Raw genomic sequence first — 14752 nt, forward strand, 5'->3', positions numbered from 1 at the left:
CGGTGTGCGGATCAGGCCTTGTAGGGGTGACGCAACAGGATGGTGTGATCGCGATCGGGGCCAGTGGACACCATGTCGATGGGCGCGCCAATCAGGCCTTGCACGCACTCGAGGTAAGCACGTGCATTGGCTGGCAGCTTGTCCCACTCGGTGATGCCAAAGGTCGTGCCCTCCCAGCCTGGGAAGGTTTCGTAGATGGGAGCGCAGGCGACGATGTCATCAGCATCCAGCGGAAGGATGTCGATGCGCTGACCATTGAGCATATAACCCGTGCAGACCTTGATTTCCTTGAGCCCGTCCAGCACATCCAACTTGGTGATGCAGACGCCGGAGACGCCGTTGATCAGCACCGAGCGCTTCAGCGCTGCCGCATCCAGCCAACCGCAACGACGTGCGCGACCGGTTACGGTGCCGCGCTCCTGGCCCACTGTGGACAGGTGATAACCGACGGTGTCAGGCACATCCCACTCAAGTTCGGTCGGGAAAGGGCCACTACCCACACGCGTGGTGTAAGCCTTGGTGATGCCGAGGATGTAGTGCAACTTGTCAGGGCCGACACCAGAACCAGCGGCGGCGTTGCCGGCCACGCAATTGCTGGAGGTCACGAAGGGATAGGTGCCGTGGTCGATGTCCAGCAGCGTGCCTTGCGCGCCTTCGAACAACACGCTGCCGCCCGCCACATTGTGGCCATGGATCTTCACGCCGACGTCCGCCAGCATGGGCAGGATCTGCTCGGCGGCCTTCATGGCCTGGTCGTAGATGGGCTGGAACTCGAGCGCTTCAGACTTCAGGTAGCTGGTGAGCGCGAAGTTGTGCAGTTCCAGCAGTTCTTTGAGCTTGGAGGCAAAACGCTCAGGGTGCTTCAGGTCCTGCACGCGCAGCGCCCGACGAGCCACCTTGTCTTCGTAGGCTGGGCCGATGCCCTTGCCGGTGGTGCCGATCTTGCCGCTGCCGCTGGTTTCACGCAGGGCTTCGCGAGCCTTGTCCACCTGAACATGGAACGGCAGGATCAGGGGGCAGGATTCGCTGATGAACAGGCGCGATCGCACGTTCAGGCCAGCAGCCTCCAGGCGCTCTATCTCTGTCAGCAGGTGAGTGGGATCCACCACCACGCCGTTGCCGATGTAGCAGGCCACGCCTTCGCGCATGATGCCCGAGGGGATCAGCTGCAAGGCCGTTTTCTTGCCGTTGATCACCAAGGTATGACCAGCGTTGTGGCCACCCTGGAAGCGCACGACGGCAGCGGCATGGTCGGTCAACCAGTCAACCACCTTGCCCTTGCCTTCGTCACCCCATTGGGTGCCGACGACCACGACGTTGCGGGCGGATGCGGAGTCGGGACGTACGGACGCACTGGTAGACGCGGTATTGCTTTGCATGGCGGAGTTCCTAAATGGCTTGAAAGGATCGGGGCGCTTAGAGCGCGCGCACCGACCAGCGTCCATCGACCAGCGCGAGTTCGCGATCGCAGTCGAATTCCTGGACGTCGTGTTCATGTCCGGGCAGCACACACACCACGGTGTGCCCCTGCCCTCTCAAAGCGCGCACAGCCTCGCGCAAGGCGGGGTCTTCACCCCAGGGTGCACGCACGGCCGAACGCACAGCCAGCCCTTGGCGGCCAGCGAGCAAATCAGCCAGGATCTTCAGGTCGAGACTGAAGCCCACAGCGGGACGGCGACGGCCAAAAACCGCCCCCACCTCGTCGTAGCGGCCACCACGCACCAGGGCATCAGCGTGCCCCCGCGCGTAAATGGCAAATCGGGTACCGCTGTAGTAGGCGTAGCCACTCAGATCGGACAAGTCGAAGCCCACGGAGACTTCAGGTTGGGCCTGGCGCAATTGCGCAGCCAGCCAGGTCAGATCGGTCAGTGCAGCGTCCACCAGGGCATGCTGAGGCAACATGGCGCGAGCCTGGGACAGCACCTCTTCGCCGCCGAACAGGCTGGTCAGACGAACCAGCACATCAGCGGCGGCCGGCACGGTGGCCAGAGGGCCCTGTGTGGACAGCTCTCGCAGAGTGCCCACATCCTTGGTGGTCAAGGCCAGAACCAAGGCATTGTGGGTAGCGGTGTCGAGGGTGGGCACGCCCAAGCCAGCGAGCACACCATTGACCAGACGCACGTCAGCCAGATCGATGACCAGACCAGTCAGGCCAGTAGCTCGCAAGCCCTCCAGCGCCAGTTCCGTGGATTCCAGATCCGCTTCCAGGCCGGCGTGGCCATAGATCTCTGCGCCCAGTTGCAGCGGTTCGCGGCTGGACTGGGGCGTGGCTGGGCGCGTGTGCAGCACGGGACCGCAATAGCACAGGCGGGTCACGCCATCACGGTTGAGCAGGTGCGCATCAATGCGCGCCACCTGAGGCGTGGCGTCAGCGCGCACCCCCAAGGTGCGACCGCTGAGCTGGTCGACCAGCTTGAAGGTTTTGAGATCCAGAGCATGGCCTGTACCGGACAGCAGCGACTCGATGTGCTCGAGCAGCGGCGGCATGACCAGTTCGTAGCCGTAGCTGCGAGCCGCATCCAGCCAGACGCGGCGCAACTCTTCCACGCGACGCGCCTGCGCAGGCAAAACGTCAGCAATGTGCTCTGGCAACAGCCAAGCAGACGACATAGGAAAACGTGTGGGGGTTAAAAACGAGATTCTACAGGGGGATGACGTCGGTTTACCAATCCGACACACTCATACCCGTGAAACAGGGCGTCAGGAATGGCGACTTGACGCTATTGCAGCACCCAGAGCATGAGCAAACCCAGCACCATGCTGACCAGACCGACCGTGCGGATCTGTTGGTCATTGAGCTGCATGACCTGCTCGAACATGCGACGCCAACCACCAGGGTTGATGGCGGGCATCAGGCCTTCCAGCACGAGCAACAGCGCCAGTGCGATCCAGATCGCGTCAGACATGAGCGAACAAGTTTGGCGCCGTCAAACGATCACTTCTTGCCGGCCGGAGCAGGCGCACTGTTACCGCGCATGGCCTTGAAGAACTCGCTGCTGGGGTCCAGCACCATCACGTCTGTCTTGTTGCGGAATGTGGAACGGTAGGCTTCCAGGCTGCGGTAGAACTGCGCGAACTGCGGATCCTTGCCAAAGGCATCGGCGTAGAGGGCAGACGCCTTGGCATCGCCATCACCCTTGATCTTTTGCGCGTCACGGTAAGCCTCAGCCACGATGATTTCACGCTGCCGATCGGCATCGGCGCGGATTTTTTCACCCTCGGCGCCACCAGTCGAACGCAGCTCGTTCGCTGCACGCTTGCGCTCGGACTCCATACGGCGGTAGACCGACTCAGTGATGTTGACCGCGAAATCCACGCGCTTGATGCGCACGTCCACGATTTCGATCCCGAAAACCTTCGCATCGTCGGCGAGACGCTTGATCACGCCTTGCATCACCTTGTCACGCTCGGAAGAAAGCATGGAGCCCACCGTCCGCTTGGTCACCTCTTCATTCAGGGCGGCCTGCACGATGGGCGACAGGCGATTCTCTGCATTGCGCAGGTCCACGCCATTGTTGCGGATGAACTGCTTGGGCTCAACCACGCGCCACTTTACGAGCCAGTCAATCACCAGGCTCTTCTTTTCAGCCGTAAAGATGGGGCGTGACTCGGGGCTGTCCAACGTCTGCACGCGACGGTCCAGACGAACCACGTTCTGCAGAGGAGCTGGCAGCTTCGCCTTGAGCCCCGGCTCGCTGATCACTTCCTTGATTTCACCCAAAGCGTAGATCACGGCGAACTCGCGTTGATCAACGATGAACAAAGTCGAGGCCGAGATGATGATGGCCAGCACGAAGCCGCCAAGGATGATGCCTAAACGATTCATGTGAGATTCCTTGCTGTCCTTGCTGCGCGCGCTTAGCGAGCGTCACGATCGCGGCTACGCAGACCTTCCCGCGAACGGGCATCCTGCGTACCCATTGCAGGGCTGGACGAAGCAGGCAGATCGGCCGTGCCACTGCTGCTCTGTGTTGCTGGTGGAACAGGCGTGACGGGGGCCGTGCCTGCTGGCGACGACAACTGCATCAGCTTGTCCAGAGGCAGGTACAGCAGATTGGTACCTTGACGCGAATCCACCATCACCTTGGTGACATTGCTGTAGATCTGCTGCATGGTGTCAATGTAGAGGCGGTCACGCGTCACGCCGGGCGCCTTCTGGTACTCGGTCAGAACCGACTTGAAACGCTGCGCATCACCTTCTGCCTGCGCGACGACGCGAGCTGCATAGCCTGCGGCCTCCTCACGCAAGCGTGCGGCCGTACCTTGCGCCTTGGGAATCACGTCATTGGCGTAAGCCTGACCCTCGTTCTTGAGTCGCTCGCGATCTGCGCCAGCCTTGAACGCGTCATCGAATGCAGCCTGCACCTGTTCAGGGGCCTGGACACTCTGGACGTTCACGTTGGCAATCGTCACACCTGCTTTCAGCTTGTTGACCTGATGCTGAATCGACTTGACCAATTCGGTGGCAATGGCGTCACGTTGCTCGTACAGCACCGAATCCATGGTGCTGTTACCCACGATTTCGCGCACGGCCGATTCCGCAGCCTGGAGCACGGCCTCGTCAGAGTTCCGGTTCTCGAACAGGTACTGGCGAGCGTCCGAGAGGCGGTATTGCACCGTGAAGCGGATATCGACGATGTTTTCGTCACGCGTGAGCATGGACGAATCACGCAAGCCGGTTGCCTGCATCACCGAATTGCTGCCTACATCAATGGAGCGCAACTGGGTCAGGTTGACCAACTCATGATTCTGGAAAGGAAACGGTGCGCGCCATTGGAAGCCAGCGTCCACCTTGTGGCTGTAGCGCCCAAAGGTCATGACCACCGCCTGTTGACCTTCCTGAACGATGAAAAAGCCGCTTCCCAGCCAGATCAGGGCAATCAGGCCCAGCACCAGACCGATGCCGATACCTGCCCCCTTGGGATCAGGCGTGATGCTGCCGCCGGGACCACTGTCGCCGCCACCTGGGCGCCCCGAGAAAATGCCGGAGAGCTTGCGGTTGAGGTCGCGCCACAACTCGTCAAGATCGGGCGGCCCATCGTTGCGCTCGTTGAGCATGCCTTGTGGGCGCGCCAGACCCGGAATGGCTTGGCGGGTAGCCTGCAGCCCCAACCAGCACAGACGCCGGGTTGCGCTCAGAGAAAACCTGCCCAATTGCCAGATGGCTGACGCAATGGCGTTGACCGCCCCGGGGCGGCCTGGTTCAGACGAGGAACCCGTTTCCATGGATTGCATGTTCATGTTCGGATTGTCGGATAGGCAGGGTAGTCCGGACTGGGTACCTCTGCGTCGATGGGATTGTGCATGTCGAAACGGGGATCTGGCGCCAGATTGGCACCAGGAACACCTTCCAGGCCGTGCAATGCTGCTTCAGCGAGTACCGCGCGCAACACATCCAGGCCTTCGCCCTTGAGTGCGCTGACGAACACGCGCACGCAACGGCGCCCCGAGGGCAATTCGTAAATATCGCGCAACACCCGCGGCTGCTGGTGCGCATCAAGGCAGTCGCTCTTGTTGAACACCAGCACTTGGGGCAATTGCCCTGCACCGATGCTGTCAAGCACACGTAGCACCTCGTCGATCTGCTCGTGCAGAACCGGGCTGGCGGCGTCCACCACATGGATCAACAAATCTGCTTCGGCAGCCTCTTGCAAGGTCGCCTCGAAAGACTCAACCAAAGAGTGCGGCAGATCACGGATGAAGCCCACGGTGTCAGACAGGGTCACACTGCGCTGCGCTTCGGCCAGAAACAGCTGACGCGTGGTCGTGTCCAACGTGGCAAACAGCTGGTTGGCAGCGTAGGTGCCCGCCTTTGTCAAGGCGTTGAACAGCGTGGACTTGCCTGCGTTGGTGTACCCAACCAGAGACACGCGGAACGCACCGGTACGCTCACGCGAGCGCCGCTGGGTATTGCGCTGCTTCTTGACTTTGATGAGGCTAGCCTTGAGCGACTTGATCTTGGCATCGATCATGCGACGGTCCAGCTCAATCTGTGTTTCCCCAGGGCCGCCACGGTGGCCGACGCCACCACGCTGACGCTCCAGGTGGGACCAGCGGCGCACCAGGCGCGTCGAGAGGTATTGAAGTCGAGCGAGCTCAACCTGCAACTTGCCCTCGTGGCTGCGCGCTCGCGCACCAAAAATTTCGAGGATGAGACCCGTGCGGTCCAGCACCTCAACGCCCAGATGGCGTTCGAGATTACGTTGCTGAGCGGGAGAAAGTGCCTGATCGAAGATCACGCCGTGCGCCTGATACAGGTCCACGATCGACTTGATTTCATCGGCTTTGCCGGAGCCCACAAAGAAGGCTGCGTCGGGCGACTTGCGCTTTGCCGTCACCTTGGCCACGGGTTGATCACCCGCAGACTCAGCCAGCAAGGCAAGCTCATCCAATGTGGGATCAAAGGATGACCCGGGGCCAAAATCGACCCCGACCAGCACGACCCGCGGGTCCTCGGAAGGATGAAGCACAGACGTTGAAGAGGAGGTCGTCAAGGCGTCAGAGCTTGGGTCGGCTGGTTGAGAGAAACTGTTCAGCTTGCGCTGATCAGTCTTCGGTCGATTCGCTGGCGTGGAAATTCACCGCACGCCCAGGCACCACCGTGGAAATGGCGTGCTTGTAGACCATTTGCGTGACGGTATTGCGGAGCAACACGACGTACTGGTCGAACGATTCGATATGTCCCTGGAGTTTGATGCCGTTGACCAGGTAAATGGACACCGGCACATGTTCTCTGCGCAAAAGGTTCAGGAAGGGGTCTTGTAGGAGTTGCCCTTTGTTGCTCACGATATGCTCCGTGTTGAAAAGTTTCGGATTTGCCACCTTAACACAGTCCCCGTCTCCTGACCGGATATGGTTATGTGATCGATGACGCTGTGCGGGGTTAAATGCCCTTGCCCAGCGCCACTTTCAGGCGGCAAAAGTCATTGTTCCTTGTCGGCAAACGGATTCTGCGACGACTTGAACTCGATGCGCAAGGGTGTGCCCGTGAGCTTGAAATGCTCGCGGAAACGCCCTTCCAGATAGCGTTGATAGGCAGCGCTGATGTGCTCCAGCGAATTGCCGTGGATGACGATGATGGGCGGATTCTGACCGCCCTGGTGGGCGTAACGCAGCTTGGGGCGATACGCACCAGCCAGCTTGGGCTGCTGGAACTGCACGGCCTCTTGCAGCAGGCGCGTGAGCACCGGCGTAGGCAGCTTCTTGGTGGCGGAGACCCAGGCGGCCGTGATGGCCTTCCACAGCGGCCCCAGGCCCTGGCGCTTGATCGCCGAGATGTGCAGCACGGGTGCGAACTTCAGGAAGGCCAGGCGCTGCTCGATCGAGCGCTGCAGCATCTCTCGCTGGTAGCTGTCCACCGCATCCCACTTGTTGATGGCGATCACAACGGCGCGACCGGATTCCAGCACGAAGCCGGCGATGTGCGCGTCCTGCTCCGTCACGCCCTGCGTGGCATCCACCAGCAGCAGCACGACGTTGGCGTCGGAAATTGCCTGCAGGGTCTTGACCACGGAGAACTTCTCGATGGCCTCGAAAACCTTACCCTTGCGACGCAGGCCCGCCGTGTCGATCAACTCGAAGCGCTTGCCTTCACGCTCGAACGGCACGCTGATGGCGTCTCGCGTGGTGCCTGGCATGTCAAAGGCCACCAGACGCTCCTCACCCAACCAGGTGTTGATCAAGGTGGACTTGCCAACGTTGGGGCGCCCTGCCACGGCCAGCCGGATGGGCTTGTCGAGGTCCATCTCGCGCCAGTCACGACCGTCGAGCGGATCATCCTCGTCTTCCTCGGGGAAGAAGCCCTCCAGCGACATGTCAACCAGGCTGCGGATACCCTGCCCGTGCGCCGCAGACACCGGGATCGGCTCACCGATACCCAGTTCATAGAACTCGGCCAGTTGCGGGCCGGTCTGCATGCCTTCTGCCTTGTTGGCAGCCAGCAGCACCTTCTTGTTGGCCGTGCGCAGGTACTTGGCGATGTCGTGATCCTGCGCCGACAAGCCATTGCGGGCATCGACGACAAAGATCACGGCATCAGCTTCAGCCACAGCCTGACGCGTCTGCTTGGCCATTTCCTTGAAGATGCCGGAGGTGCACTCAGGCTCAAAACCACCGGTATCGATGACGATGAACTCGTGCGAGCCCAGCTTCCCCTCACCATAGTGACGGTCGCGGGTCAGGCCGGCAAAGTCGGCCACGATGGCATCGCGGCTCTTGGTCATCCGGTTGAACAACGTCGATTTGCCGACGTTGGGTCGTCCGACCAAGGCAATAACTGGTTTCATGAATTCTCAACTAACAGATCAATTGGCACGCAGCGCGTACAAGGTGCCCTTGCGGGTGACAACCAACAGGGTCTCACCATGGGCCACTGGCGCAGCGGCCAGCGGATCATCCAATTCGAATCGGCCTACCGTGCGACCATCTTCGGCAGCCAGCACATGCAGGTAATCCTTGCCGTCGCCGACCACAACACGGTTGCCCCAGACTGCCGGCGCGCTCAGGTTGCGATAGGTGAAACGATCAGCGCGCCACAGCACATCGCCGTTTTCAGCCTTCCAGGCCGTCAGGCGGTCCGCACCGTCGGCACCGACCACCAGGCGCTGATCCGCGCCCACGGCCTGCCGACCTGCTTGCGGTTTGCTCCAACGCAAGGAGCCACGATTGAGCTCAACGCAAGCCACGTTCAATTGGAATGTGCGCACGCAAGCCTCATCATCGACACGCGCCATCGGACCGACCAGATCAGCCAGACGCTCGACTTCATTCGTGCCACGCGGCGTGCCGACGTTCAGGTCAAAACGAACCGTACCTTTGAGCGGATCCAGGCCGACCAGACGAGGTCCCTGCCCCACCAGCAAGGTATCGCGGAAGGCTGTGATCACACCCGCATTGGCCAGGGCCAGGGGCTCGCCACCGGGGCGCTGGTATTGCCACAACCAACGGCCATTCTGAACGTCATATGCGCGCACGCTGCGGTCAACCGACTGAATGAACACCCGCTCCCCGGCAACCAGAGGCGCCGTGATCACTCGACCAGGCAAACGCTCACGCCACAGCACCTTGCCCTGATCGAAAGCGACCAGTTCGTTGGCTTGCGTCACCACGGCGGCATAACGCCCATCGCTGCCAACGGAGGCCGTCAAGTCGGCACCGGCCTTGCCCCTCCAGCGCTCTTTGCCCGTCGCAACCTCGAAGGACACCACTTCGCCATCCTTGCTGGCGGTCGTGACCTGCCCGTCGCGAACGGCCAGAATAAGGTTGCCATCGATGGAGCCGACACGGTGCGACCACAGCGTCGTCAGCCGCACGGTGGGTGTCAGCGACTCCAGTGCCGCAGGGCTGGGCTTGCTGGAGCCGCACGCGGCCAGCACCATCAGCATGGCCGAAGAGACGAGCAACTTGCTCATGCGTGATGAGACCGGGGACATTTTCACCAGCTTGGCGCGAATCAGGGTCATGTGTGCTTCCAGGAAAGCGTCCAGTTTTTATGGGTACCGCCAGACGGCACAGTATCAGATAGATCAGTTCGTAGGCGCCAGACCAGGCGGCATGCCTGTCGGTGCACCCGTAGCGACGGGTGCGACCTTGTTATGCAACGGTGCGGGTGGCTGCCCCAAAGCAGTCAACTTGCTTTCAATGAAGCGACGGTATTCGACCGTGGCATCCACACCCTTCCATGCTGCCAGATAGGCTTTGGCGGCCTCATCCTTCTTGCCTTGCGCCATCAGGATGTCGCCACGGCGGTCATCTGCCAGCGGTGTGAACTCGGCAGGCAAATCGGCGCCCAAGGTCTTGAGCGCTTCGTCATACTGCTTGGCGTCCATCTGCATACCGGCCAGACGAAGCCGGGCCACGGCCACGAGATTGGCGTTCTTGCCGCCGCTGACCAGCCATTGCAAGGTGGCCTTGGCCTGATCGGCTTTCTTGTTGTCGGACTCCACCTTGGCCGCCAGCAAGGCACCTTGCTCGGTGAAAGTCGCGCCGGCGTACTTGTCCTTCATGTCGCCGAAGATCTGCCCAACCTTGTCGGCATTGCCCGCCAGTGCGGCACGATCCAGCTCCTCGTACAGCGCCGCTGCTGCCGTGCCGCGCTGTTGCTGCCAGTACAGGTAGTAGGACCAGGCTGCATATGCACCCAACCCCAACACCAGCACCCACGTGATCAGGTTGCCATACTGCTTCCAGAAGTGCTTGAACTGGTCAAGCTGTTCCTGTTGTTCGAGATCGTAGGTCGCCATGGCGGTTCCCGTTTGAATGTGTGTAAAAGCCGAGGATTATGACTGCGAGGAAGGCAACAAGGACTCCGCCCATTCCCCAGGGGTGGCCAAAGGCCGCGTCACCTGCTCACCGCCATCGCGCAGCGGTTTGACGGACACCTGCCCCTGCGCAACCTCGTCGGGCCCGAAAATCAAGGCATAACGTGCGCCGCTGGCATCCGCCTTCTTGAATTGGGACTTGGGGCTGGCCGGACCATCCTTGCCTGCCGGATTGAGCACAACCTGAACACCCTTGGCGCGCAGACCCTCAATCGTGGTCAGGACGGTCGAGATTGGCGTACCCGTGAACACCACGGCAAAAGCATCAGGCGCCGTCGAGGGCGACTCAATGCCCACTTCCTGCAAGAGCAGCAACAGGCGCTCCATGCCCAGGCCCCAGCCGACGGCTGGCGCAGATTTGCCGCCCAATTGTTCGATGAGGCCATCGTAGCGGCCGCCGCCACACACCGTGCCTTGCGCGCCCAACTTGTCGGTCACCCACTCGAACACGGTGAGGTTGTAGTAATCCATGCCACGCACCAGGCGCGTGTTGACCTGATACGGCACGCCCGCCACATCCAACACGTGCTTGATGGCGCCGAAATGCTCCAGAGAAGCCTCGCCCAGGAAGTCGATCAGCTTGGGCGCACCTTCCACGATGGGCTGCATCGCGGGGTTCTTCGTGTCGAGAATGCGCAGCGGATTGGTGTGCAGGCGGCGGCGCGCCTCCTCATCCAGCAACTCGGCGTGTGATTCCAGATACGTGATCAAGGCCGCGCGGTGCGCCTTGCGCTCTTCAGGCTGCCCCAAGGAGTTGATCTGCAGCGACACATCCCGACCGATCTTCAGGCCCAGATCACGCCACAGCGCGGCGGTCATCAGGATCAACTCGGCATCGACATCGGGGCCGGCAAAGCCCAGCACCTCGGCACCCACCTGGTGGAACTGGCGATAGCGCCCTTTCTGAGGACGCTCGTGGCGGAACATGGGGCCGATGTAGTACAGGCGCTTGCCGCCTTCGTACAGGAAGTTGTGTTCAATGATGGCCCGCACGGAGCCAGCCGTGCCTTCGGGGCGCAGCGTGAGCTTGTCACCATTGAGGCTGTCTTCAAAGGAGTACATCTCCTTCTCGACGATATCGGTCACCTCGCCCAGCCCCCGCACAAACAAGGCCGTGGGCTCCACGATGGGCGTACGCATATTCTGGTAGCCGTAGCGGCGCATCACCTTGCGCACCACGTCTTCCAGCCATTCCCAGCGCGCCGATTCCGGCGGCAGGATGTCGTTCATGCCTTTGATGGCTTTCAAAATCTCGGCCATGGATGGATCTTCTTCTTGTCGGTATGGATGCAGGCGACCGCTCAGGAGGCGGATTCAGCCTTGTTGAAACGGCGATCGATGTAGTTCTGCACGATCTGCTGGAATTCTTCGGCGATGCGCTCGCCACGCAGCGTCATGGCTTTTTCACCATCAATGAACACGGGGGCGGCAGGCGCCTCGCCGTTGCCTGGAAGGCTGATGCCGATGTCGGCATGCTTGCTCTCGCCCGGGCCGTTGACGATGCAGCCCATCACGGCCACCTTGAGCTTTTCGACGCCGGGATACTGGCTGCGCCAGACAGGCATCTGGGCACGCAGAAAGTCGTCGATCTGCTTGGCCAGTTCCTGGAAGGTGGTGCTGGTGGTGCGGCCACAGCCTGGGCAAGCGGTCACGCTGGGCACGAAGGTGCGCAGCCCCAGGGCCTGAAGGATCTCAAGTGCCACCACGACCTCTTGCGTGCGGGCCTCACCGGGCAGAGGCGTCAAGGACACGCGGATGGTGTCGCCAATGCCTTCCTGCAGCAGGATGGACAGCGCCGTGGCCGATGCCACCGTGCCTTTGGTGGCCATGCCGGCCTCGGTCAGACCCAGGTGCAGCGGGTAGTCACAACGATCGGCCAGGCCGCGGTAGACACTGATCAAATCCTGCACACCACTGACCTTGCAGGACAGGATGATCTGGTCGGGCGGCATACCCAATTCGCGCGCTGCTTGCGCCGACTGTAAGGCCGAGCTGATCAAGGCCTGGTACATGACTTGCTGAGCGTCCCAGGGATCGGCGCTGCGGGCGTTCTCGTCCATCAGGGACGCCAGCAGTTCCTGATCCAGACTGCCCCAGTTCACACCGATGCGAACCGGCTTGTTGTAGCGCATGGCCACTTCGATCATCTGTGCGAACTGGCGATCACCCTTGTCACCCTTGCCCACATTACCAGGATTGATCCGGTACTTGGACAGGGCTTCAGCGCAAGCCGGGTAATCGGTGAGCAGGCGGTGCCCGTTGTAGTGGAAATCGCCCACCAGGGGCACGTCGATGCCCATGCGATCGAGCTGTTCACGCACATGTGGCACGGCCTCGGCGGCCTCAGGCGTATTCACCGTGATGCGAACCAGTTCCGATCCTGCCAGGGCCAATTCCTTGACCTGAATGGCTGTGCCGATCACGTCCACGGTATCCGTGTTGGTCATCGACTGGACGCGCACAGGCGCATCGCCACCGATCGTCACCACTCGAGACCCCCACACGACACGGGCCTGCCGCGAACGGCGCGCGGCTGGTCGAGCGATGTCGATGAGGCGATGATTTTCCAGAGTCATTTCAATTCCACGCGTGCGACGTTGTTGCGCGTCTGTAGCGCCATATCCACGGGCTGCCCCTTGTAGCTCAAGCTGACGCCTGCCGCGTTGCCAATGAGTACCTTGAGCGGCGGCGTGCCGTTGAGCGACAGTGTCTGGCCTGGCGTCACCTGTTGAGACAGCAGCTTGACGCCCTTGGCGTCACGCACATCCACCCACGATGCGGCCGTCACGGTCAGCACCAAGGGCCCTGCTCCTGCGCCGATCATGGGCATCGACGCTGACGGATGCGCCACGGTCGCCAAGCGAGGATCAGCGGCAACCGCAACGGAAGCAGCGCCTTCGACCACATCCAGGACCAACGGGGCCTGAGCCCCTGACGCCGCGACCACTGGTAACGCCGTGCTGGCAGAAGCCGCCGCATCCGACGGCACATCGGCCACAACCTCAGGTGCCGAGGCTTCTGTCGACTGCGCCAGCGCGGCGGAGGCGGCCTGCTCGACTGCCGTAGCCTGCACCGCACGCGGGGAGGTTTGTAGTACTTGCTGCACCCAGGCCGGTACGTCGACCGAATCAGGCAGGACATAGATCACGACGGCACCTGCCAGCAACACGATGGGCGCCAGCCATTTGAACGTCAACAAGCCCGACCAGTCCCACTGGCGATCAAACAGCGGGGAACCGCCACGCACATCCTTGAAGGGCTGATTCAGGGGCGGCTTGCCCTCGGCGAGCGCCGTTGGCCGAGCGGCCGGCAAAGCAGCCAATACCGCGGTGGGATCCAGCTTCAAGGCGCGACACACCGTCATGGCCAGGGCTCGCGTGAAGTTGGCATCCGGCAACTTGTCGAACTGGCCTTGCTCCAAAGCATCCAGCTTGGCCGGCGTGACTTTGATGGTGGCGGCGAGCCCCTCAATCGTCATGTTCTGGGCCTCGCGCGCCAGACGCAACATCTCACCAGCGCCGCGGTTGCCCGCATCTGGCGACGACAGGATGATCGGCGTCGGCTCAGTCATCGTATTTCCCCAACTCCATCGCGTTGGTCTCACGGGCTGTCGGGAAGCGGCTACGCAATTGCGCCGCCATTTCATCGCGTCCATTGGCGTTGCCCAGGCGATGCTCGATGCGGATAGCCAGCCACAAGGACTCCGCCGTCACCTGTGCCGGTACATTGTTCACGCGGCGGATATAAAAGCGCGCACGCTCCATCTCGCCGCGACGGTGCAGCACGGAAGCCAGGTTGAAAGCCGTCGCGGGGTTGGATGGATCCAGCTCGTAAGAATGCACCAGCGTTTTTTCGGCCTCAGGGTAGAGGCCGGCGCTGATCTGGCACACACCGCGAACCAGCAATGTCTTGCTGGTCGACACGGTCTGAGGCAATGCTGCGGCGCGCTCGAACAAGGCATCAGCTTCGGCGAACTGCCCTTTGCGGCAGAGGTGCCAACCGTAGTTGTGCAGCACACTGCCATTGTTGGCATCCAGCGACAAGGCCTGCTTGTAGTTGGCGACAGCGCGTGCATCTTCGCCCATGGCGTCATAGATCAAGGCACGCATCTCGTAAGCATCCGGCAGCGAAGGGTCAATCGCCACAGCCTGCTTCAACTCATCGAGCGCCGTCGTGAATTGCCCTTGTGCGTAATAGGTTGAAGCCAGCTCCATCCGGATGCGCGAACGCTTTCGCACATCGCCCTCGTCTGATGAGGTCGTGATGTCGCCAGAAGACGACATCCTTGACGCGGGGCCACCGGCGCAGCCACCCAGATGCCCCAGGCTCACCATGAAGGCACCCAGCGTGCAAGCTGTCAACACCACCGAGCGAAGCATCCTCATGCAGCAGTCTCCTTGAAAAGGGTTCAGTGTAGAGGCTTCAGCGCCCCG

14 protein-coding genes are annotated in these 14752 nt (G+C 61.6%); all 14 read right to left on the reverse strand.

Going from position 1 to position 14752, the window contains the following annotated elements:
- Nucleotides 1–11: 11 nt before the first annotated feature.
- A complete protein-coding gene (locus tag HY836_RS08805) occupies nt 12–1379 on the reverse strand; it encodes an adenylosuccinate synthase (protein ID WP_290675553.1) in 1368 nt (455 codons plus the stop codon).
- A gap of 37 nt (nt 1380–1416) precedes the next feature.
- Nucleotides 1417–2610, reverse strand: coding sequence for an ATP phosphoribosyltransferase regulatory subunit (locus HY836_RS08810; RefSeq protein ID WP_290675555.1), 1194 nt, complete (start codon nt 2608–2610; stop codon nt 1417–1419).
- A gap of 110 nt (nt 2611–2720) precedes the next feature.
- Nucleotides 2721–2906, reverse strand: coding sequence for a DUF2065 family protein (locus HY836_RS08815; protein ID WP_290675556.1), 186 nt, complete (start codon nt 2904–2906; stop codon nt 2721–2723).
- Between the two features lie 29 nt (nt 2907–2935).
- Entirely contained in the window at nt 2936–3826 is an 891-nt protein-coding gene (gene hflC / locus HY836_RS08820; protein WP_290675557.1) for a protease modulator HflC, read from the reverse strand.
- A 32-nt stretch (nt 3827–3858) separates the two neighbouring features.
- On the reverse strand, nt 3859–5058 hold the full coding sequence (gene hflK, locus HY836_RS08825; RefSeq protein WP_290675762.1) for an FtsH protease activity modulator HflK: 1200 nt from the start codon (nt 5056–5058) through the stop codon (nt 3859–3861).
- A 179-nt stretch (nt 5059–5237) separates the two neighbouring features.
- Nucleotides 5238–6470 carry a GTPase HflX gene (gene hflX, locus HY836_RS08830; RefSeq protein ID WP_290675764.1) on the reverse strand — a complete coding sequence of 411 codons (1233 nt, stop codon included), beginning with the start codon at nt 6468–6470 and terminating at the stop codon, nt 5238–5240.
- 76 nt (nt 6471–6546) lie between these two features.
- On the reverse strand, nt 6547–6786 hold the full coding sequence (hfq, locus tag HY836_RS08835) for an RNA chaperone Hfq (protein ID WP_290639920.1): 240 nt from the start codon (nt 6784–6786) through the stop codon (nt 6547–6549).
- A 137-nt stretch (nt 6787–6923) separates the two neighbouring features.
- Entirely contained in the window at nt 6924–8285 is a 1362-nt protein-coding gene (gene der, locus HY836_RS08840) for a ribosome biogenesis GTPase Der (RefSeq protein ID WP_290675558.1), read from the reverse strand.
- A gap of 18 nt (nt 8286–8303) precedes the next feature.
- Entirely contained in the window at nt 8304–9461 is a 1158-nt protein-coding gene (gene bamB, locus HY836_RS08845) for an outer membrane protein assembly factor BamB (protein ID WP_290675559.1), read from the reverse strand.
- A gap of 63 nt (nt 9462–9524) precedes the next feature.
- Nucleotides 9525–10241, reverse strand: coding sequence for a tetratricopeptide repeat protein (locus tag HY836_RS08850; protein WP_290675560.1), 717 nt, complete (start codon nt 10239–10241; stop codon nt 9525–9527).
- Nucleotides 10242–10277: 36 nt separating this feature from the next.
- A complete protein-coding gene (gene hisS / locus HY836_RS08855; protein ID WP_290675562.1) occupies nt 10278–11579 on the reverse strand; it encodes a histidine--tRNA ligase in 1302 nt (433 codons plus the stop codon).
- A 41-nt stretch (nt 11580–11620) separates the two neighbouring features.
- Nucleotides 11621–12895, reverse strand: a complete 1275-nt coding sequence (gene ispG / locus HY836_RS08860; protein WP_290675564.1) for a flavodoxin-dependent (E)-4-hydroxy-3-methylbut-2-enyl-diphosphate synthase — start codon at nt 12893–12895, stop codon at nt 11621–11623.
- The gene (locus HY836_RS08865; RefSeq protein WP_290675566.1) at nt 12892–13890 is read right to left on the reverse strand and encodes a RodZ domain-containing protein; all 999 of its coding nucleotides are present in this window, start codon (nt 13888–13890) and stop codon (nt 12892–12894) included. Before HY836_RS08865 ends, ispG begins: the two co-directional genes overlap by 4 nt.
- Nucleotides 13883–14704: a type IV pilus biogenesis/stability protein PilW gene (gene pilW, locus HY836_RS08870; protein WP_290675568.1), complete on the reverse strand. Its 822-nt coding sequence runs from the start codon at nt 14702–14704 to the stop codon at nt 13883–13885. The genes HY836_RS08865 and pilW overlap by 8 nt, the downstream gene beginning before the upstream one ends.
- Nucleotides 14705–14752 lie beyond the last annotated feature (48 nt).

It is taken from the genome of Aquabacterium sp. (assembly GCF_016234775.1).
Taxonomy (GTDB): domain Bacteria; phylum Pseudomonadota; class Gammaproteobacteria; order Burkholderiales; family Burkholderiaceae_C; genus Aquabacterium.